This window comes from Streptobacillus notomytis, from assembly GCF_001902585.1.
GTDB lineage: Bacteria > Fusobacteriota > Fusobacteriia > Fusobacteriales > Leptotrichiaceae > Streptobacillus > Streptobacillus notomytis.
Map to the genome: position 1 here is coordinate 1 of NZ_LKKV01000112.1, position 19,432 is coordinate 19,432.

Below are 19,432 nucleotides of genomic sequence, written 5' to 3' on the forward strand. Positions count from 1 at the left end.
GGTAAGGCAAATATAAATAGTAAATTAAATGTTGGATTAAATTTAGGTATAGATTTCAATTTTTAGATCCCTAGTTTTGACTAGGGATTTTAAATTGGAAGATAAAACCACGTTATATTGAAAATAATCACAATATATGGTATAATTTAGGAGAAAATTTGACTAGAGAGAAGGAAGTTAAATGAAGATTAAACCATTAGGTAATAGAATATTAATCGAAAAAGTTAAAGTTGAAAAAAGAACTAGAACAGGGTTAATATTAACGGAAAATATAGAAGCTGAAAATAACTATGCAAAAGTTTTAGAAGTGTCAGAAGATGTTGTTGGAAAAATAAAGAAAGATGACATGGTATTAGTAGATTTATCTAATTCTATGGAAGTTAGAGTAAGTGGAAATATTAAATATATTTTAGATGTTAAAGATATATATGCAATAGTTGGAGGAAATGATGAGTAAGATAATAAAGTTTAATGAGGAGGCTAGATTAGCTTTACAAAAAGGTGTAGATATTTTAGCTGATGCAGTTAAGATTACATTAGGACCTCGTGGTAGAAATGTTGTACTCGATAGAGGTTATGGATCGCCATTAATTACTAATGATGGTGTAACAATAGCAAAAGAAATTGAACTAGAAGATTATACTGAAAATTTAGGTGCTCAACTTATGAAGGAAGTTGCTATTAAAGCTAATGATGTTGCAGGTGATGGTACAACTACGGCTACAGTTCTTGCTCAAAGTTTAATTAAAGAAGGATCTAAAATGATACAAGCAGGAGCAAATCCTGTATTTATAAGAAGAGGTATAGAAAAGGCTTCTAAATTAGCAGTAGAAAAATTAAAAGAAAGATCAGTTACAATTAAGGATAATAATGAAATAGAGCAAGTTGCATCTATTTCAGCTGCTGATGAAAATATTGGTAAATTAATAGCTAGTGCAATGAAAACAGTGGGTGAAAATGGAGTAATAACAGTTGAGGAAGCTAAGTCTTTAGAAACTTCAATGGAAGTAGTAGAGGGTATGCAATTTGATAATGGATATTTATCTCCATACATGGTTACTGATACAGAAAGAATGAGTGTAGAACTTGAAAATCCATATATACTTTTAACTAGCAGAAAAATTAATTCTATGAAAGAAATTTTAGGATTACTTGAAAAAGTAGTAGAAAATTCTAAACCATTATTAATAATTGCAGATGATATAGAAGGAGAAGCACTATCTACATTAGTGTTAAATAAGATTAGGGGAGCTTTAAATGTTGTTGTAGTTAAAGCACCTGCATTTGGAGATAGAAGGCTTGCTATGCTTGAAGATATAGCAATATTAACAGGAGCTATAGTAATTTCAGAAGAAAAAGCAATGAAGTTAGAAGATTCAGATTTAGATGATTTAGGTATGGCAAGAAGGGTTAAAGTAACAAAAGATAAAACAATAATTGTAGATGGAATGGGAAATGAATTAGAAAGAAAAGAAAGAATAGTTCAAATAAAAGGACAAATAGAGGAAAGTAAATCAGAATACGATAAAGAAAAATTACAAGAGAGATTAGCTAAATTATCAGGGGGTGTAGCTGTTATAAGAGTAGGAGCTGCAACTGAAACAGAAATGAAAGAAAAGAAAATGAGAATAGAAGATGCCTTAAATGCAACTCGTGCAGCAGTAGAAGAAGGAGTAGTAGCAGGTGGAGGTACTGCCTTAGTTCAAATTTTTAAAGATATTAAGGAATTTAATATTGAAGGAGAAGAAGGTATAGGAGTAGAAATATTTAAAAAATCCTTATTTGCTCCTTTAAGACAAATAGCTATTAATTCAGGAGTTGATGCTGGGGTTGTAGTAGATAAAGTACTTAATTCAGAATTAAATTATGGATACGATGCTTTGAAAGAAGAATATGTAAATATGTTTGAACGTGGAATATTAGATCCAACTAAAGTTACACGTTCAGCTATACAAAACTCTAGCTCAATAGCTTCTATTTTGTTGACTACTGAAGTTAGTGTTGTTACAAAAGAAGAAAATAAGAATCAACAAATGCCAAATATGTATTAGGAGAAAAAATGAAAAAGAAAAAGAGAATCGTTAATAGATTAATTTTTCTATCATTATTAATAATCACATTTTTATTAAATAGAGATAAGATATTTAGATTTACTAAAAATACGTTATCAGATATTGATTTTAAATTGGTAGAAGTAAAAGCATTGATATATGATGCTTATAGTAGATATAATGAGAAATTAGATTATTTAAATAATGTAGAAGAAAAAATTGAAGAATTAGAAAAATTAAAATCAGAAATACAGTTATTAAATACTGAAAAAATGGAATTAGAAAAATTTGAAAAAGAAAATACAGAATTAAGATCATATCTTAAACTTGAAAATACGTCTAATAAGAAATTTATAGTAGCAGAAGTAATATTAAAAGATGATTTACATGAGCAAGATGTAATATTTATTAATAAAGGAAGTAAAGATGGAATAGAAGAAAATTTACCTGTAATATTAAATTCTAATATTATAGGTAAAGTTAATAAGGTATCAGAAAATTATTCTGAGATTTATTTATTATCAAATCCTAACTTTAAAATGTCAGTTAATGTAAATGGAATATTTACAGGAATAATACGTGGAAAAGGATCATTAAACTTTATTGTTAATAATTTTAATGTAGAAAAGGCTGATAAAATAATGGGATTTAGTCTAGTAACATCAGGAATTAGTGAGACGTATCCAAAAGGATTACCTATAGGAACTTTTAAATTACAGAATAGAGAAAAATTAATGGATAGTAAAGAATTAAATTTTAGTATAAGTGATAAGATAGTAGGGATAAATACAGTTGTTGTGTATAAATTTAAAAATACTAAATTTAAGTTATTAAAAGAAATAGAAAGCGATGCACTGAAATGAAAAAAGTTCTTATATTAACTATTTTATTAATTAGTTTAACTTTTTCTAAGACTTTTGATTTTTTACAACAAAATTTTAATGCTGAAATTACTGAATTTTCAGAGATAAATAATAAAAAAAAGAAAAAAATATATAATTTGGAATATAAACCAAATATAGTGAAGTTTGAAGTTTTAGAACCTAAATTAAACAGTGGTGAAATAATTACATATTCAAGCGGAAAAAAAACACTTTATTCTCCTAAATTGAAGCAGACAATAGAACAAAAATTAAGTTTTGATGATACTTCACTTTATTCAATATTAGAAGAATTATCTAATATGGACCAAAATAGTACATATGAAGTAAAAAATAAGAAATACATATTTGAAAATAAGGTTTTAGTAGAAATAATAGCAGATAAATATAAAATAAAATTTAGAGAATATATTGATAATAAACCAAGAAGAATACAATATGTTTCTAATTATGCAAATTTTGAATATTTGATAAAATATTAATGAAGTTAATAAATGATGAGGCTATTATTTTAAATAAAAAGGAGATTTCAGGTAGTAGTGTATTGGTTACAATGTTTACAAAAAAACACGGTAAAATTTCTGCGATAATTTTTAATGCTAGAAATTCAAAGAAAAAACATTTAGCATCTATAATGCCATTAAGTATAAGTGATGTAGAAATAGAAGTTAAATCTAATTCTAAAATAATAAGGAATACTATATTAAAAAAAAGTTTTGATAAATCATTATTAAAAATAGAAAAACTTCAATTATCACTTTATGTACTTCATTCATTAAATCAAGTATTAGAATTTGATAATTTAGAAGAGGAACTATATGATAAAAGCATAGAAATACTAGAATATATAAATGGATTAGATGATGATACATTAATGAATATGAATTTTAATATATTTATTTTAGTTACATTCTTAAGAAGATTAATGATAGAACTTGGGATATATGATATAAATCAATTGATTAATCAATATGGTTTATTTAATGAATATAGAGATTATCTTGAATATTCTAAAAATGGTATTACTAAAGATACTAATAGTTTGGTTACTATGTTAAATTGTTTTCAAGATTATATAAATAACTATTTTAACATTAGATTAGATTATAAAAAAATATTGATACTTTAGATAAAGGAGAAAATGAATGAAAACAAACTATATCTTTGAAAAAATATATATAGATGGAATAAATTTAAATTTACAGGCAAAAAACAAGAATTCTTTATTAAAAGAAATGTTTAAAAGTTTAGAAAATAATGAAAATATATTAGATAAAGAAAAAGCTTTTGAAGATTTAATGGAAAGAGAAATGTTAGGTACTACAGGTATAGGTAGAGGAGTTGCTATACCTCATGCAAAAACAAGTGCTGTTAAAGATATTATAATAAGTGTAGGTATATTTAAAGAAGGAATAGAGTATGAGGCTATTGATGAAGAAAAAGTTAATATATTATTTATGTTCTTATCTCCAATTGAATTAAGTAGAGAATATTTAATTATACTTGCAAAAATTTCAAGATTCTGTCAAGATGATCAATTTAGAAAATCTGTATTAGAGGTTAAGACAAAAGAGGAATTAATAAAATTAATTAAAAATATGGAAATATAAGGAGTAGTTATGAAATGTCCTTATTGTGGTGATAAAGAAACAAGAGTAGTTGATAGTCGTTCATATAGTGATGGCAATTCAATAAAAAGAAGACGTCAATGTGATTTATGTAATAAGAGATTTAATACAATTGAAAAGATTTTTAATTTACCAATAGTAGTAATTAAAAAAAATGGAGAAATTGAAGAATTTGATAGAAATAAAATATATCAAGGTATAATGAGATCTTTAGTTAAAAGAAACTATGTACAAAATAAAATAGATGAAATGATAGATGAAATAGAAAGAGATATATTAACCAATTATGACGGTAAAATACATAGTAAAATATTAGGTGATACTATACTTGAAAAATTATTCTTATTTGATGAAGTAGCATATATTAGATTTGCTTCTGTTTATAATAAATTTGAAAATTTGGATAGTTTTTTAAATACTATTAAAGAAGTAAAAAAAAGAAAAAGGAAGAGATAAAATGAAGAAAAAGCTATATACTTTAGTAACTATAGCCTTATTTTTAGTAATATTTTTAGCATTACTTTTTAGAATATATAATAATATTAAGCAAAGTAGAGAAATAAATATAAAATTAATTGAAAATAATCAAAAATATGAAAGATTGAAAGAAGAGAAAGAAAAATTACAAAAAGAATTAGAAGAATCTAGAAAAGGTATTAATAAAGAAAAATTTGTAAGAGATAATTTAAATTTAAAAAAAGATGGTGAAAGAATATATAAAATTGTAGATGAAGATATTCAAGAATCTGAATCTAAAAATAAAGAAAATGGAGAATAGTATGAATGAAATTAAAATGAAGATAAATGAAATTAGAGTTTCAGATCCTAAAGTAAAAATTACATATAGACTTTCAAATTTATACTTTTTTAGATCACTTATTTTAATAGCAATTATCTTGTTTACTATAATTTATGTAGGAATAGATTTATTTAAAAAAGATTTATCTAATAATTATTTTACTATATTCATCATTTTAGGTTTGATGGCATATATAATATTTTATCTAAATACAGTATTAAAATTTAAAATACATGTAGATGAGAATGAAATAATGGATAAAAATAATAAGGTAATGATAAATCAAATAGAAAAATTAAGTTTAAGAGTTATGAGAATTTACAAAAATTCAAATGAAAATTGTCTGATAGTAAAAACAAAAGATAAAAAAGAATTTGTATATAGATTAAATATTAATGATAAATACAAATTTATAAAGCAAATATCTATTCTTACAAATCTTGATGTAATTATAGAGGAATAGAGGATAAATGATAGAATTTTTTATAGCAAAAAGACATATAATAGAGAGAAAATTTCAATCCATAGTTTCTATTTTAGGGATTGCAATTGCTCTTACAGTTTTTGTGGTGTCTCTTACAGTATCTAATGGTTTAAAAGATAATATGTTAAATTCAATACTTACACTTTCACCACATATTAGTGTTGGAATTTACCAGGATTATCAACAAGAATATAAGGAAATTAGTAAAGATTTTGATAAATATAATTTTAAAGATATAAATTATAGAATTGATACGCAGGGTTTAGTTAAAGTTAATGGGATTACTACATCTACTTTAATTATTGGAACTAATTTAGAAAATCTTAATTTAAATATTGTTAATGGGAAAATAGAAAAAAATAATTTGACTTCGGTTTTAGTGGGTAATGAATTTATAAAAAATACAGGAATTATGATAGGAGATGAAATAAATGTAATTACATCTGAAATGAGAGAAATTAGGGCAGTTGTTTCAGGTGTTTTTAAAACAGGTTTCTATAATTATGATTCTGATTTATTACTTTTTCCACTTGAGACCTTACAATTATTGGAAGAAAGAGGAGAAGTTGCATCGACTATTTCTATTTTAGTTGACAATCCAACTAAAATTAAAAATTTGAATTTATTAGTTAAGGATATAAATGATAATTATGGAAATAAAGTTTTTGCAAGAAGTTGGAATATGGATAACCAAAGTTTATTAAGTGCAATAAATTTTGAAAAATTTGTTTTAGTATCAATCTTAAGTATGATAATACTTATTGCCTCATTTGCAATATCAGTAATATTAAACATGATAGTTAGAGAAAAAATAACAGATATTGGTATATTAAAAGCAATGGGATTTGCTGATAAAAATATATTAAAAATATTTTTATTTGAAGGATTAATTATTGGAATAGCAGGAATGATACTTTCTATATTGTTTTCACCAGTTATAATAATACTTCTAAAAGTAATATTTAAATACTATATTACTTCTACTTATTATTTAGAAACACTTCCTATAAGTATAAGTTTAACAGAAATGTTAATGATTTATTCTATATCTTTCCTATTAATTTTAGCATCTACAATAATGCCTTCTATAAAGGCATCAAAAATGAATACGACAGAAGCTATAAAATATAATAATTAGGGGGATAAGATGTTAGAATTGAAAAATGTATGTAAAACATATTTTACTAAAGCTGAGAAAATAAATATATTAAAAAGTGTAGATTTTAAATTTGAAAATGGAGATTTTTTTTCAATACAAGGTAAATCCGGTAGTGGTAAAACGACATTATTAAATATTCTTGGGTTACTTGATGATGTTACAATTGGTGAAGTGCTAATTGATGGTGAGAATATAAGTGATAAGAATATTACAGAAATTAGGAGAAATAAAATTGGTTTTGTATTTCAGTTTCACTATTTGTTAAATGAGTTTACAGCTCTTGAAAATGTTATGATACCTGCCTTAGTAAATTCTAGTAAATCAAGAAAAGAAATTGAAAATAAGGCTAAAAATTTATTACAAGAGGTAGGTTTAGAACATAGGATAAATCATAAACCTCAAGAATTATCTGGTGGTGAAAAACAAAGAGTTGCAATAGCAAGAGCATTAATTAATGATCCAGAAATAATACTTGCAGATGAGCCCACAGGGAATTTAGATTATGAAACAAGTAATTTGATTAATGAATTATTTGTTAAAATAAATAATAAGGGACAAGGTATAATAATTGTAACTCATAGTGTTGAACTTGCTAATTTAGCCAAAGTAAAATATAAGATAGAAAATGGTAAATTAAAACAGATTTAAACTTGAAAAAAAATAAATTGGGGGTATAATATAGTAAGGAAGCAATGAAAGGAAGTGCTAATTATGAAAATAATTATTAGTGGAAAACAATTGGAAATGACAGAACCTATTAAAAAATATGTGGAAAGTAAAATATCTAAAATTACGAAATATTTAGAAAATATTCCAGAAGTTGATGTAACTTTAACGGTTGAACCAACTAAGTCAGAAGGAAAATTGTATAAAGCGATAGCTACAGTTTATGCTCCTAATAAAACTATAAGACAAGAAGAAAGTGATGCAGATTTATATGCTGCTATTGATAATCTATCTTCAGGTTTAGAAAGACAAGTAAGAAAATATAAAGAAAAAATGAAAAATAGAGATTAATAGTAATTTGAGAGCTAATGCTCTCATTTATTTTAATTAAATATCTTGACATAAATTGATATTAATGATAATATAATTATACATTGTAACGATTACAAATTTAAAATTAAAATAGGAGGATAAAAATGAATAAAACAATTAATGCTTTAAACTTATATTTAGCAGATTTAAATGTATTTTATAGAAAGGTTCAAAATTACCATTGGAATGTTGTTGGACAAGGATTCTTTACTTTACATGCTAAATTAGAAGAAATATATGATGCTGTTAATGAAAAAATTGATGTAATAGCAGAAAGAATATTATCTATAGGTGGAAGACCATATGGAAATATGAAAAAATACTTAGAGGTTACAACAATAACTGAAGCTAATGATGAAGATATTAATGTATTTGAGTTATTAAAAGTATTAATAGTTGATATAGAAAATTTACTTTCACAAGTAAGAAACTTAAAACGAATAACAGATGAAGAAGGAGATTTTGGAACAAGCGCTGAACTTGATAATCATATTTCTGAATATGAAAAACTTCTTTGGATGTTCAAATCTTACGTTAAATAGTTGAAGAAAAGCTAGTTTTTACTAGCTTTTTATTTTTAAAAATTATTTGTATTTTCTTTTTTAAAATGTTAAAATATTGTATACTAAAATAAATGGGAGTATATATGATAGGGATAATAGGTGCCATGAATGAGGAAGTAAATGTAATTTTACAGGAAATGAAAAATGTAGAAATGAAAATTGTAAATGGAAATACTTTTCATACTGGTTTCTTAAATGATAAAAAAGTAGTTTTAGTTGGATGTGGTATTGGTATGGTTAATGCAGCTATTATTACAACTTTGTTAGTTAATGAATTTAAAGTAAAAAAAATATATTTTTCAGGTGTTGCAGGTTCAACTTCAAGTAAATTAAAAATAGGTGATATAGTAATATCTACTGAACTTCAAGAATATCTATTTGACACTACTGAATTTGGATATGAAAGAGGTATAATCCCTAGAATGGAAACATCTATTTTTAAACCAAAAGAAATGCTTAAATATGCTATGATGAAACTGGAGGGAGAAAAAATATATTTTGGTAAGATAGTATCAGGAGATAAATTTATTTCAGATTATGAGGAAAAAATTAAAATTGGTAAGGAATTTACTTCTTTATGTGTAGATATGGAATCTGCTTCAGTTGCCCATTGTGCTTATTTATTAGGTGTAGATTTTTTAATAATTAGATCTATATCAGATACATTAACAGGAAAAGCAACTATGGAATTTGAAAAGTTTGTTAATTTAGCTTCTGAAAATTCAAAAAATATACTTAAAAAATTAATATAGGTGAAAAAATGAGAAGATTAAGAAAAATTTTAAGGATAATATTTTGGGTAATATTTTTTTTAGGAGTATTTTATACATATTCTAAAATAAAATATATTAAAAAATATGCTTATAATAATACAGATTTAATATTACAAGATTATAATATTAGAAAAAATGGATTTTATGAAAATAATATACAAGAAGAAGATAAAAGTGAAGTAGATAAAGAAGTTGATAAAATAATAAGACAACATGTTGATAACAAAAATAAAAATTAAACAATATGAAAGAGAAAATGAATTATATATAAAAAGGAGTAAGATATGAGAATTGGTTTATTTTCAGATACATATTTACCTCATGCAAATGGGGTTGCAGTTTGTGTATACACATTGAAAAAAGGATTAGAAGAATTAGGGCATGATGTTTATGTCATTACATGTAATGATAGTATGAAATTAACTATGGAGGATAATGTAATAAAATTACCGTCATTCTTATTAAAGAATTTTTATAATTATTCTATTACAGGTCCTTTTCATTATTCGATGTTTAATGAAATTAAAAAATTAAATTTAGATGTAATACATATACATACAGAATTTGGTGTAGCTATTTTCGGTAGAATATTATCTAAAACACTTGGTATACCGTTAATATATACTTATCATACAATGTTAGAAGATTATGTACATTATATTAATTTTATGAATATTAATATATTAAACAAACCTTTTGTAAAAGTGGTTGAAATTATTTCTAAAGCATACTGTTATCCTTCAAATACGGTAATAGTTCCATCTAAAAAAACATATGATGTTTTAATGAAATATGCTATAAAGAATACAGATGTAAGGGTATTGCCTTCTGGTATTGATCTTGAAAAATTTAAAAATCCTAATCAAGAAAATATTAAAAAATTAAGAGAACAATTTAACCTAAATGGTAAGAAAGTTATGATATATTTAGGTAGAGTAGCTAAAGAAAAAAATATTGGTATAGTATTAGAAACTATAAAAAATAGAAAAGATATTATATTACTTGTAGTAGGAGAAGGACCAGAACTTAAATATTTTGAAGAAAACTATAATTTTGAAAATATCATATTCTGTGGTAAAAAGGAATATTATGAAGTTCCTGATTACTATAGCTTATCTGACGCTTTTATTTCTGCAAGTACTTCAGAAACTCAAGGACTTACTTTTATAGAAGCTATGTCTACAGGTAAAGTTCTGTTCTGTAGTGATAGAGTAGTTCTTAAAGATTTATTATTTGAAAATGAAAATGGATATTTTTTTGAAAGTGTAGAAGAATTGAATAAGAAAATAGATATATTTTATTCTTTAGATTCAGATAAGAGAAATCTAATGATGAAGAGATCTAGAGAAATATCAGAAAACTATGATTTAAAATTATTCATTAAAAAAGTAGAAGGTATTTATAAAGATAATTTAGGTAAGATATATAGAATACAAAAAATTAAATTAAATAAAGATGGAAGCTTTAGGGTTAATATAAGGAATAAGGCGTATAAGATTAGCAAGGAATTATTTAATGAATTAGATTTAAAAGTGAATAATAAGATTGATAAATCTACTTTAAATACAATTAGAGAAAACAAAATGTAAAATACTGAAATTTTTCAGTATTTTTTTATATAAATTTGCAATAGGTAAAAAAAAATGGTAAAATTTAGTATTAAAATAGTAGTTTAGGGGAGAGTTTTATGGCAAATGTTACAGGAAAAGAAGTTTATCATAGAATTAAAGAAAATATTATAAAAAATTATAAAGAATTAGATATAGAAAAAATAGAAGAAGCGTATATTTTAGCAGATGAAGCTCATAGAACCCAAAAAAGGAAAAGTGGTGAAGAATATATAATTCACCCTCTTGAAGTTGCAGAAATATTACTTGCATTAAGAATGGATACAGACACTATAGTAGCAGGTATATTACATGATGTTGTTGAAGATACATTTATAACTATATCAGATATAGAATATAGTTTTGGTAAAGAAGTTTCTATGCTTATAGATGGTGTTACAAAATTAAGGAATTTACCTAAAAAAGAAGGTAAGCAAATAGAAAATATCCGTAAAATGGTTGTTGCTATGTCTGAAGATGTTAGAGTTGTAATTATTAAACTTGCAGATAGATTACATAATATGAGAACTCTAAAATATCAAACTCCCGAAAAACAAATAGAAAAATCTAAAGAAACTATGGATATTTATGCACCTATAGCACATAGAATTGGTATGGGAAAAATTAAATCTGAATTAGAAGATATATCTTTTTATTATTTAAATCCAAAAGGTTATCAAGAAATTAAAGAGCTTGTTAATACCAAAAAAGAAGAAAGAGAAAGATATATAAAAAAAATAATAGAAATAATTGAAAAAGAGTTGAAAAACTCATCTATTGATGCATATGTAAATGGAAGAACTAAGCATTTATATAGTATATATAGAAAAATGTATGAAAAGAATAAACAATTTAAAGAATTAACAGATTTAACAGCAATAAGAGTATTAACTAAAAAAGAAGTAGATTGCTATGCAGTATTAGGGTTAATACATTCTATATTCACACCTATTTCCGGTAGATTTAAAGACTATATTGCTGTACCTAAAGCAAATGGGTATCAATCTATACATACAACAGTTAGAGGTATAGATAATCAGATTATAGAAATACAGATAAGAACAGAAGAAATGCATCAAATTGCAGAAGAAGGAGTTGCTGCACATTGGATGTATAAAGAAAAAAAATCAAAGGATAAAAATGAAAAATATTATGGTGTAATAAAGAAAATTGTTGAATCAAGTATTGAAGGAATAAATAATATTGAACCTGTTGAAACATTTGCCAAAGAAGTAACAGAACATATATTAAAGAAAACAATATTTGTATTCACTCCTAAGGGTGATGTTGTAGAACTTCAAGCAGGATCAACAGTATTAGATTTTGCATTTCAAGTACATACTCAAATAGGATATAGAACTATAGGAGCAAAAATAAATGATAGAATAGTAACGCTTGATCATGTAGTAGAAAACGGTGATAAGATAGAAATTTTAACATCTAAAACAGCTAAGGGACCAGGTAATGATTGGATAAATATAGTAAACAATCAAAATTCTAAATCTAAAATCAGAAAATGGTTTAAGGATATGGAATTTGAAATAAAATCTAAAGAAGGAGAAGCTCTTTTAAATGAAGAATTTAACAAAATAGGTTTAAAATTTAAAGATTATGAAGATGATGATAAAGTTTTACTATACATGAAAAAATTTAATATTGTCTCTTTAGGTCAACTTTATTATAAATTTGCAAATAATGAATTAACTTTAGAACATTTTATAGCAAAATTTGAGAAAAAAGAAGAAGTAAATGTAGAGCAAGTTATAGAAGAAGAAACAGCAAAAACTACTCAAAAAATAAGAGAAAATAATCAAGGAATAAAGGTAAGTGGTTCAGATAACACATTATTTAATTTTGCAAAATGTTGTTCACCATTGCCAGGTGATATAATTTCAGCATTTATTACAAGAGGTAGAGGAATAGTAATACATAGATCAGATTGTCATAACATGAAAAGATTACTAGAAAATGAGCCTGAAAGAGAAATAGAAGTATATTGGGATGAAAAATTATTAGAAAAATCTAATGCTAAATATCAAATGTATTTTGCAATTAAAACAGTGGGAAGAACAGGATTAATGCTTGATATTATGAGACTTCTTAATGAATATAAGATAGATTTAACTGGTGTTAATACTAAGGTTATTAAAGAAAATGGAGAAGAACTAGCTATTATTCATTTAGGAGTTTTGGTTAAGAGAAGAGAAGATTATGAAAAATTATGTAAGAATTTATTAAATATGAGAGAAATACTTGATATAATACGTAAATAGGGAAGGTAAATAATGGAAAAACCGATTAAATATAGTTTAGAAAAGAAGGATGGAAGGTCTAGAGCTGGAATAATTGAAACACCTCATGGAATTATACATACTCCTGTATTTATGCCAGTTGGTACACAAGCTACAGTTAAAACTATGACTCCTGAAGAATTGGAAGAAATAGGAGCTGAGATAATACTTGGTAACACATATCATCTTTATTTAAAACCTGGAGATGAATTAATTGCAAAATTTGGTCATCTACATAATTTTATGAATTGGAAAAAACCTATACTTACTGATAGTGGTGGATTTCAAATATTTTCATTAGGAGATTTAAGAAAAATAAAGGAAGAAGGAGCTTATTTTAGATCACATCATGATGGCTCAAAACACTTTATTTCCCCTGAAAAATCTATAGAAATACAAAATAATTTAGGTTCAGATATTATGATGGTTTTAGATGAATGTCCTCATGGATTATCTACAAGAGAATATTTAATTCCATCAATAGAAAGAACTACTAGATGGGCTAAAAGATGTATAGATGCTAATAAAAATCCTGAAAAGCAAGGGCTTTTTGCTATAGTACAAGGTGGAATTTATGAAGATTTAAGAGAAAAATCACTTAATGAATTATTAACTATGGATGATGGATTTTCTGGTTATGCAATAGGAGGACTTGCAGTTGGGGAACCACGTGAGGATATGTATAGAATACTTGAACATACAACTCCTTTATTACCTGAAATGAAACCTAGATATCTTATGGGTGTAGGAGAACCATTAGATATGTTAGAAGCAATTGAAAATGGTATAGATATGATGGATTGTGTTCATCCATCAAGAATTGGTAGACATGGAACTGTATTTACAAAATATGGTAGACTTATAGTTAAAAATAAAGAATATGAATATGATGATAGACCTTTAGATGTTAGTGATAACTATGTTTGTAGAAATTATTCTAGGGCATATATTAGACATTTATTCAAAACTAATGAAATTTTAGGTCAAAGACTTGCAACTTATCAAAATATTTGGTTTTTAATAAATATGATGAAAGAAGCAAGACAAGCTATATTAGAAGGAAGATTTAAAGAATTTAAAAAAGAATTTATAAAAAATTACACTCAAGGGAAAAATTCTGAATGGATAAGACCTAAAGATATCAGAAAGGGGGAGTAATGAATATTAGATTAAGTAAAATTAATGCAATAGGATTAGGATATGGAGAACTTGCATTAAAAGGTAAAAATAGAGGTATTTTTGAAGGTAATATTAAACAAAGAATAAATAATAAAATATCATCATTTAATGCGAAATTAGTAAATGATTTATCTAAACTTTATGTATATACAAATGAAGAAAATATAGAAAATTTAATAGCAGAGTTAAAAAAGATTTTTGGTATAAATAATATTAATTTTTCTGTTATGATAGATACTGATGAGAAATTAATAAAAGATAAATTGCAAGATATTGCAACTGAGCTATATCAAGATGGTGCAAGAACTTTTAAAATAGAAGTTAATAGAGCTAATAAAAAATTTGAAAAAAATTCTATGGACTTTGCTAAAGAACTTGGAGCTCACGTTTTAATAAATACAGAATTTACTAAGGTTTCTATGAGAAATCCTGATGTTTTAATATCTTTAGACATAAGAGAAAAAACATATATTTATACACAGAAAATAAACACTTATGGTGGATTACCTTTAGGTTCTGCAGGTAATGGATTATCTTTAATTTCTGGAGGAATAGATTCTCCAGTTGCTTCATTTTTAATGTCTAAGAGAGGATTAAAACTTGATTTTGTTACTTATCATTCTTTTCCTTTTACTTCAGAAAAGGCATTAGTTAAAATTGAAGAATTAGTAAAAATATTAACAGAATATAATGGGAAATCAAAATTTTATTCTATGAATATTTTACCAATACAACAAGCAATTAATGAAAAAACTAGTAAAGAATATGCAACTATTCTTACAAGACGCGCTATGATGAGACTTTCTGAAATGCTTGCTAAGAAAAATAATTTAAGAGCTTTAGTAACTGGAGAAAGTTTAGGACAAGTTGCTTCTCAAACTCTTGAAGGATTGAATTGTACAGAAGCAGCTGTAACAGATTTAGTTGTATTTAGACCATTAATAAGTATAGATAAACTTGAAATAATTGAAAAAGCAAATGAAATAGGGACATATAAAAAATCTATAGAGCCACATGATGATTCATGTGCAATGTTTGCTCCTAAACATCCAAATACTAAACCAAAACTTGATAAGATATTACTTGAAGAAGAAAAAATTGAAAACTATAATGAATTATTACTTGAAATTTTTAATAATAAGAAAATGGTTGTAGTTAAATGATGTATAGTAAAGAAAAAGTAATATCTATGATAAAAATATTTTTTAAAAAGTATTTTTCAAAGGATTTATCTTTACTTGCATCAAATTTAACATATATGATGACATTAACGATATTTCCTTTTTTTGCTATTATACTTGGAATAGCAAAAGGTTTTGGTTTAGATGAAAAATTAGTTATACAAGTTAAAAGTTTAGTATCTCAAAATGAACAAATTTTAGCATATGTATTAGAAACTACTAATAAATTAATAGAAAATGCAAAAGGTGGATTACTTACTGGATTAGGGATCTTAATATTAATTTTTTCAGTAATAACTATGTTTGATTTACTTGAAAATACATTTAATGATATTTGGAATGTAAGAAAGAAAAGAAATTTTACTTCTAAGATTATAAGTTATACTGCACTTGTTTTTATAACACCCATATTTATTCTATTAATACTTGCAAGTAGTTCAATGTTAGTTGAATTTATCAAATCATTTACTAATATATCTAATTTGACTAAATATGTACTTAAAATATTTAATATGTTCATGAGAATGATGTTTATATCAGGATTATTTATTTTAATTCCTAATAAGAGAGTAAAAATATTACCAGCAATAATAGGGGCAGCTATTTCTGATATAGGATTAAATATATTATATAAAATATATATTTACTTACAGTTTTCAATTAGTAGCTATAATTTAATATATGGATCACTTGCATTTATACCAATATTTTTAATTTGGATAAAATATGCTTGGACAATAATATTAATAGGAGCACAGATAACTTATACTATACAGACATCAAAAGAATTGGTAGAAGAAGATTTGGACATTTCATTATCAATGAAGAAGAAAATAGGTGCATATATTATGTATGTATTATCTGATAGATTTAATAAGTTAGAAAAACCTTTAGATATATATGAATTATCAGCTTATACTGGAATTCCTGAAAAAGCTCTTAATAAATCAATTTCACTATTGCAAGATTATGAATTGATTAATGAAGTATTAGATGAAAATAAAGAATTAGAGTACTATCAAATAAATATAAATCCCAATAAGTTAAGCTATGGATTATTTAATAATATTATTGAAAATGAAAATATAGATTATATGGATATTTTAAAAGACATGCCTTTAGAAAGAAAAATTGAATTTGAAAATATTTCAAATGAGTTGACATATTTTAACGATAAAATAATAAATGAAGAACAGGTGATAAAATGATTTATATTATAATAATATTACTTGTAATTTTAATATTTATGTTAATATACTTAATTTATCTTATGAAATTTAATAAAGATAATAATGAATTTAAAGATATGAAATTTGAAATATTAGAGAAATTAATGGAGAAAAATGAAAAATCAAAAGAAGATATTTCAAGATTAATTTTTGAAGGGAAAACAAATGTTACAAGTGAAATTAATGATTTTAAACTTAATATAAAAGAAAATATCTCTAAAGATGTCCTAAATTTTGGTGATAGGGTAGAAAATACATTAAAAGATGGATTTAAGACATCTAATGAAGCTGTAAATACTGTTATAAAAAGACTTATTAAAATAGATGAAGCTCAGAAAAAAATAGAAGAATTATCAACTGAAGTTGTTTCTTTGCAAAAAATTTTATCTGATAAAAAATCTAGAGGAAGCTTCGGAGAGAGTAGATTAGAACAGGTTTTAGGATATATATATGGAGATAGTAGTAATTTATATGAAAGACAGTATAAATTCTCAAATGGTAAAATAGCAGATGCAGTTCTATTTTTAAATACAAGATTAAATAAAGTTGCTATTGATTCAAAATTTCCACTTGAAAACTATATCTCATACATGGAAACTAAAAGCTCAGAATATAGAAAAGAATTTGTTAGAGATATAAAAAAACATATAGATGATATTTCAAGTAAATATATAATAATAGGAGAAACTATTAATCAAGCAATAATGTTTTTACCAAGCGAATCTATGTTTATAGATATATATTCAGAATTTCCTGAAATATTAGAATATGCATATTCTAAAAAAGTTTGGATTTCATCACAAATGAATTTAATGATATATATTACTACTATGCAATTTTCTGCTATAGAATATAGAAAAAATGAAAATGCAAAATTGATTTTAGATCAACTTGATAAATTTTCTAAAGAATTTACAAGATATAATGATAGATGGGAGAATTTAAACAAAGATTTTAAACGTCTAGAAAAAGATTTTAATGAGTTAAATATCACTAGTGATAAGATAATTAAAGAGTTTGAAAAAATAAAAAATTTAGTTGATATCAATGAATAATATGATATAATTAAAAAGATAAAATATTAAGGAGATAAATATATGAGAAAAGCAGGGATTTTACTTCATCCTACATCTTTTTCTGGTAAAGAAGGAATAGGTACTTTAGGTTCTGAAGCATATAGGTTTATAGATTTTTTAAAAAAATCTAAACAAAAATTATGGCAAATATTCCCTTTAGGACCTACAGGTTATGGAGATTCTCCATATCAATGTTTTTCTGCATTCGCAGGTAATCCATATTTAATAGATCTAGAAACTTTAGTTAAAGAAGGTTATTTAGATTCAACAATTTTAGATATAAATTTTGGTGATAATAAAGAGAACATTGATTATGGGATGATTTATATAAAAAAATTACCTATACTAAGAAGTGCTTTTACAAAATTTAATGTAGAAGATGAAAATTTTATTAAATTTAATATGGAAAATGAATACTGGTTAGATAATTATTCTTTATTTGCTGCACTTAAAACACATTTTAATGGATCTTCTTGGTCAAATTGGCCAAATGAATTAAAAAATAGAGAAACTGCTGCGATTGAAGAATATAAAGTTAAATTAGTTGATGAAATTAATTATCAAAAATTTTTACAATACATGTTTTTTAAACAATGGAAATCTGTTAAAGCGTATGCAAATCAAAATGATATTGAAATTATTGGAGATATACCTATATTCGTATCTATGGATTCAGCAGATGCTTGGTCAAATTCAGAAATATTCTTATTTGATAAAGATAGAAATCCAGTTAAAGTTGCAGGAGTTCCACCTGATTACTTTTCAGCAACAGGACAATTATGGGGGAATCCATTATTTGACTGGAATAAATTAAAAGAAACAGGATATAAATGGTGGATAGATAGGGTTAAAGCTAATTTATCTTTATATGATATAATAAGAATAGATCATTTTAGAGGATTTGAATCATATTGGTCTGTTAATTATGGTGAAGTTACAGCTATTAATGGTAAATGGGAAAAAGGTCCAGGTATTGATTTATTTAATGCTATTAAAAAATCTTTAGGTGAAATTAATATTATTGCAGAAGATTTAGGAATACTTACAGATGAAGTTGTAAAATTAAAAGAAAATGCAGGATTCCCTGGAATGAAAATTTTACAATTTGCATTTGATAAAGATCCTGAGAATGAATATTTACCACATAATTATGAAAAAAATACAGTAGTTTATACAGGAACTCATGATAACGATACAACAAATTCATGGTATTTTAAACTTAATGATGAGCAAAAAGGAGAGGTAAGAGATTATTTAAATGTAAGCGATGATTCATATATAGTTTATTCAATGATAAGACTTGCTTTAAGATCTGTTGCTGAAACTGCAATAATACCTATGCAAGATTATTTAAATTTAGGAGAATTTGCACGTATTAATACTCCAGGATTAGCTAGTGGAAATTGGCAATGGAGATTAAATGGTTGGGAATTAAATGATGATTTAGCAACAACTATTGCACATTTAACAGAAATATATGGTAGATAAAAGGG

General features: G+C 24.6%; 22 protein-coding genes. All 22 read left to right on the forward strand.

The genetic code is table 11. From position 1 onward, the window contains the following. Positions 1-181: 181 nt before the first annotated feature. The 22 genes from BUE91_RS05570 (at position 182) to malQ (ending at position 19,427) form a co-directional block, all read left to right on the forward strand. A complete protein-coding gene (locus BUE91_RS05570) occupies positions 182-457 on the forward strand; it encodes a co-chaperone GroES family protein (RefSeq protein WP_073508217.1) in 276 nt (91 codons plus the stop codon). Further along, positions 450-2,051 (forward strand): chaperonin GroEL, encoded by a 1,602-nt coding sequence (gene groL / locus BUE91_RS05575; protein WP_073508218.1) that lies wholly within the window; start codon positions 450-452, stop codon positions 2,049-2,051. Before BUE91_RS05570 ends, groL begins: the two co-directional genes overlap by 8 nt. Before the next feature lie 8 nt (positions 2,052-2,059). Next, positions 2,060-2,914, forward strand: a complete 855-nt coding sequence (gene mreC, locus BUE91_RS05580) for a rod shape-determining protein MreC (RefSeq protein ID WP_073508219.1) — start codon at positions 2,060-2,062, stop codon at positions 2,912-2,914. Then, on the forward strand, positions 2,911-3,414 hold the full coding sequence (locus tag BUE91_RS05585) for a hypothetical protein (protein WP_066899965.1): 504 nt from the start codon (positions 2,911-2,913) through the stop codon (positions 3,412-3,414). Before mreC ends, BUE91_RS05585 begins: the two co-directional genes overlap by 4 nt. Then, positions 3,414-4,061: a DNA repair protein RecO gene (recO, locus tag BUE91_RS05590; RefSeq protein ID WP_066899967.1), complete on the forward strand. Its 648-nt coding sequence runs from the start codon at positions 3,414-3,416 to the stop codon at positions 4,059-4,061. Before BUE91_RS05585 ends, recO begins: the two co-directional genes overlap by 1 nt. A 16-nt stretch (positions 4,062-4,077) precedes the next feature. Beyond that, a complete protein-coding gene (locus BUE91_RS05595) occupies positions 4,078-4,542 on the forward strand; it encodes a PTS sugar transporter subunit IIA (protein WP_073508220.1) in 465 nt (154 codons plus the stop codon). Between the two features lie 9 nt (positions 4,543-4,551). Further along, positions 4,552-5,016 (forward strand): transcriptional regulator NrdR, encoded by a 465-nt coding sequence (nrdR, locus tag BUE91_RS05600; RefSeq protein WP_073508221.1) that lies wholly within the window; start codon positions 4,552-4,554, stop codon positions 5,014-5,016. A gap of 1 nt (position 5,017) precedes the next feature. Next, positions 5,018-5,338, forward strand: coding sequence for a septum formation initiator family protein (locus tag BUE91_RS05605; RefSeq protein ID WP_066899973.1), 321 nt, complete (start codon positions 5,018-5,020; stop codon positions 5,336-5,338). 1 nt (position 5,339) lies between these two features. Next, positions 5,340-5,822, forward strand: coding sequence for a hypothetical protein (locus BUE91_RS05610; RefSeq protein WP_073508222.1), 483 nt, complete (start codon positions 5,340-5,342; stop codon positions 5,820-5,822). A gap of 7 nt (positions 5,823-5,829) precedes the next feature. After that, positions 5,830-6,981: an ABC transporter permease gene (locus BUE91_RS05615; RefSeq protein ID WP_073508223.1), complete on the forward strand. Its 1,152-nt coding sequence runs from the start codon at positions 5,830-5,832 to the stop codon at positions 6,979-6,981. A gap of 9 nt (positions 6,982-6,990) precedes the next feature. After that, positions 6,991-7,650 carry an ABC transporter ATP-binding protein gene (locus BUE91_RS05620; RefSeq protein ID WP_073508224.1) on the forward strand — a complete coding sequence of 220 codons (660 nt, stop codon included), beginning with the start codon at positions 6,991-6,993 and terminating at the stop codon, positions 7,648-7,650. 63 nt (positions 7,651-7,713) lie between these two features. Then, a complete protein-coding gene (gene hpf, locus BUE91_RS05625) occupies positions 7,714-8,019 on the forward strand; it encodes a ribosome hibernation-promoting factor, HPF/YfiA family (protein ID WP_073508225.1) in 306 nt (101 codons plus the stop codon). Positions 8,020-8,144: 125 nt separating this feature from the next. Continuing rightward, a complete protein-coding gene (locus tag BUE91_RS05630) occupies positions 8,145-8,582 on the forward strand; it encodes a Dps family protein (protein WP_073508226.1) in 438 nt (145 codons plus the stop codon). A gap of 104 nt (positions 8,583-8,686) precedes the next feature. Further along, complete coding sequence (locus BUE91_RS05635) at positions 8,687-9,355, forward strand: 5'-methylthioadenosine/adenosylhomocysteine nucleosidase (protein WP_073508227.1); 669 nt, start codon at positions 8,687-8,689, stop codon at positions 9,353-9,355. Positions 9,356-9,363: 8 nt separating this feature from the next. After that, positions 9,364-9,615: a hypothetical protein gene (locus tag BUE91_RS05640; RefSeq protein WP_066899987.1), complete on the forward strand. Its 252-nt coding sequence runs from the start codon at positions 9,364-9,366 to the stop codon at positions 9,613-9,615. 45 nt (positions 9,616-9,660) lie between these two features. Then, a complete protein-coding gene (locus BUE91_RS05645; RefSeq protein ID WP_073508228.1) occupies positions 9,661-10,965 on the forward strand; it encodes a glycosyltransferase in 1,305 nt (434 codons plus the stop codon). Between the two features lie 98 nt (positions 10,966-11,063). After that, positions 11,064-13,256, forward strand: a complete 2,193-nt coding sequence (locus tag BUE91_RS05650) for a RelA/SpoT family protein (RefSeq protein ID WP_073508229.1) — start codon at positions 11,064-11,066, stop codon at positions 13,254-13,256. 12 nt (positions 13,257-13,268) lie between these two features. Next, positions 13,269-14,432: a tRNA guanosine(34) transglycosylase Tgt gene (gene tgt, locus BUE91_RS05655; protein ID WP_073508230.1), complete on the forward strand. Its 1,164-nt coding sequence runs from the start codon at positions 13,269-13,271 to the stop codon at positions 14,430-14,432. Continuing rightward, complete coding sequence (gene thiI / locus BUE91_RS05660; RefSeq protein ID WP_073508231.1) at positions 14,432-15,616, forward strand: tRNA uracil 4-sulfurtransferase ThiI; 1,185 nt, start codon at positions 14,432-14,434, stop codon at positions 15,614-15,616. Before tgt ends, thiI begins: the two co-directional genes overlap by 1 nt. Then, positions 15,613-16,842, forward strand: a complete 1,230-nt coding sequence (locus BUE91_RS05665; protein ID WP_073508232.1) for a YihY/virulence factor BrkB family protein — start codon at positions 15,613-15,615, stop codon at positions 16,840-16,842. The genes thiI and BUE91_RS05665 overlap by 4 nt, the downstream gene beginning before the upstream one ends. Further along, complete coding sequence (locus BUE91_RS05670; RefSeq protein WP_066900000.1) at positions 16,839-17,918, forward strand: DNA recombination protein RmuC; 1,080 nt, start codon at positions 16,839-16,841, stop codon at positions 17,916-17,918. Before BUE91_RS05665 ends, BUE91_RS05670 begins: the two co-directional genes overlap by 4 nt. Positions 17,919-17,960: 42 nt before the next feature. Next, complete coding sequence (malQ, locus tag BUE91_RS05675) at positions 17,961-19,427, forward strand: 4-alpha-glucanotransferase (protein ID WP_066900002.1); 1,467 nt, start codon at positions 17,961-17,963, stop codon at positions 19,425-19,427. The last annotated feature ends 5 nt before the right edge of the window (positions 19,428-19,432 follow it).

What these genes read in the sequence shown, in the direction of transcription:
- groL (WP_073508218.1), top strand. Translation starts at nt 450, where the DNA reads ATGAGTAAGATAATAAAGTTTAATGAGGAGGCTAGATTAGCTTTACAA.
- BUE91_RS05620 (WP_073508224.1), top strand. Translation starts at nt 6,991, where the DNA reads ATGTTAGAATTGAAAAATGTATGTAAAACATATTTTACTAAAGCTGAG.
- thiI (WP_073508231.1), top strand. Translation starts at nt 14,432, where the DNA reads ATGAATATTAGATTAAGTAAAATTAATGCAATAGGATTAGGATATGGA.
- BUE91_RS05585 (WP_066899965.1), top strand. Translation starts at nt 2,911, where the DNA reads ATGAAAAAAGTTCTTATATTAACTATTTTATTAATTAGTTTAACTTTT.
- BUE91_RS05630 (WP_073508226.1), top strand. Translation starts at nt 8,145, where the DNA reads ATGAATAAAACAATTAATGCTTTAAACTTATATTTAGCAGATTTAAAT.
- BUE91_RS05665 (WP_073508232.1), top strand. Translation starts at nt 15,613, where the DNA reads ATGATGTATAGTAAAGAAAAAGTAATATCTATGATAAAAATATTTTTT.
- tgt (WP_073508230.1), top strand. Translation starts at nt 13,269, where the DNA reads ATGGAAAAACCGATTAAATATAGTTTAGAAAAGAAGGATGGAAGGTCT.
- malQ (WP_066900002.1), top strand. Translation starts at nt 17,961, where the DNA reads ATGAGAAAAGCAGGGATTTTACTTCATCCTACATCTTTTTCTGGTAAA.
- hpf (WP_073508225.1), top strand. Translation starts at nt 7,714, where the DNA reads ATGAAAATAATTATTAGTGGAAAACAATTGGAAATGACAGAACCTATT.
- BUE91_RS05595 (WP_073508220.1), top strand. Translation starts at nt 4,078, where the DNA reads ATGAAAACAAACTATATCTTTGAAAAAATATATATAGATGGAATAAAT.
- BUE91_RS05570 (WP_073508217.1), top strand. Translation starts at nt 182, where the DNA reads ATGAAGATTAAACCATTAGGTAATAGAATATTAATCGAAAAAGTTAAA.
- BUE91_RS05610 (WP_073508222.1), top strand. Translation starts at nt 5,340, where the DNA reads ATGAATGAAATTAAAATGAAGATAAATGAAATTAGAGTTTCAGATCCT.
- BUE91_RS05650 (WP_073508229.1), top strand. Translation starts at nt 11,064, where the DNA reads ATGGCAAATGTTACAGGAAAAGAAGTTTATCATAGAATTAAAGAAAAT.
- BUE91_RS05670 (WP_066900000.1), top strand. Translation starts at nt 16,839, where the DNA reads ATGATTTATATTATAATAATATTACTTGTAATTTTAATATTTATGTTA.
- BUE91_RS05615 (WP_073508223.1), top strand. Translation starts at nt 5,830, where the DNA reads ATGATAGAATTTTTTATAGCAAAAAGACATATAATAGAGAGAAAATTT.
- BUE91_RS05645 (WP_073508228.1), top strand. Translation starts at nt 9,661, where the DNA reads ATGAGAATTGGTTTATTTTCAGATACATATTTACCTCATGCAAATGGG.
- recO (WP_066899967.1), top strand. Translation starts at nt 3,414, where the DNA reads ATGAAGTTAATAAATGATGAGGCTATTATTTTAAATAAAAAGGAGATT.
- BUE91_RS05635 (WP_073508227.1), top strand. Translation starts at nt 8,687, where the DNA reads ATGATAGGGATAATAGGTGCCATGAATGAGGAAGTAAATGTAATTTTA.
- mreC (WP_073508219.1), top strand. Translation starts at nt 2,060, where the DNA reads ATGAAAAAGAAAAAGAGAATCGTTAATAGATTAATTTTTCTATCATTA.
- nrdR (WP_073508221.1), top strand. Translation starts at nt 4,552, where the DNA reads ATGAAATGTCCTTATTGTGGTGATAAAGAAACAAGAGTAGTTGATAGT.
- BUE91_RS05605 (WP_066899973.1), top strand. Translation starts at nt 5,018, where the DNA reads ATGAAGAAAAAGCTATATACTTTAGTAACTATAGCCTTATTTTTAGTA.
- BUE91_RS05640 (WP_066899987.1), top strand. Translation starts at nt 9,364, where the DNA reads ATGAGAAGATTAAGAAAAATTTTAAGGATAATATTTTGGGTAATATTT.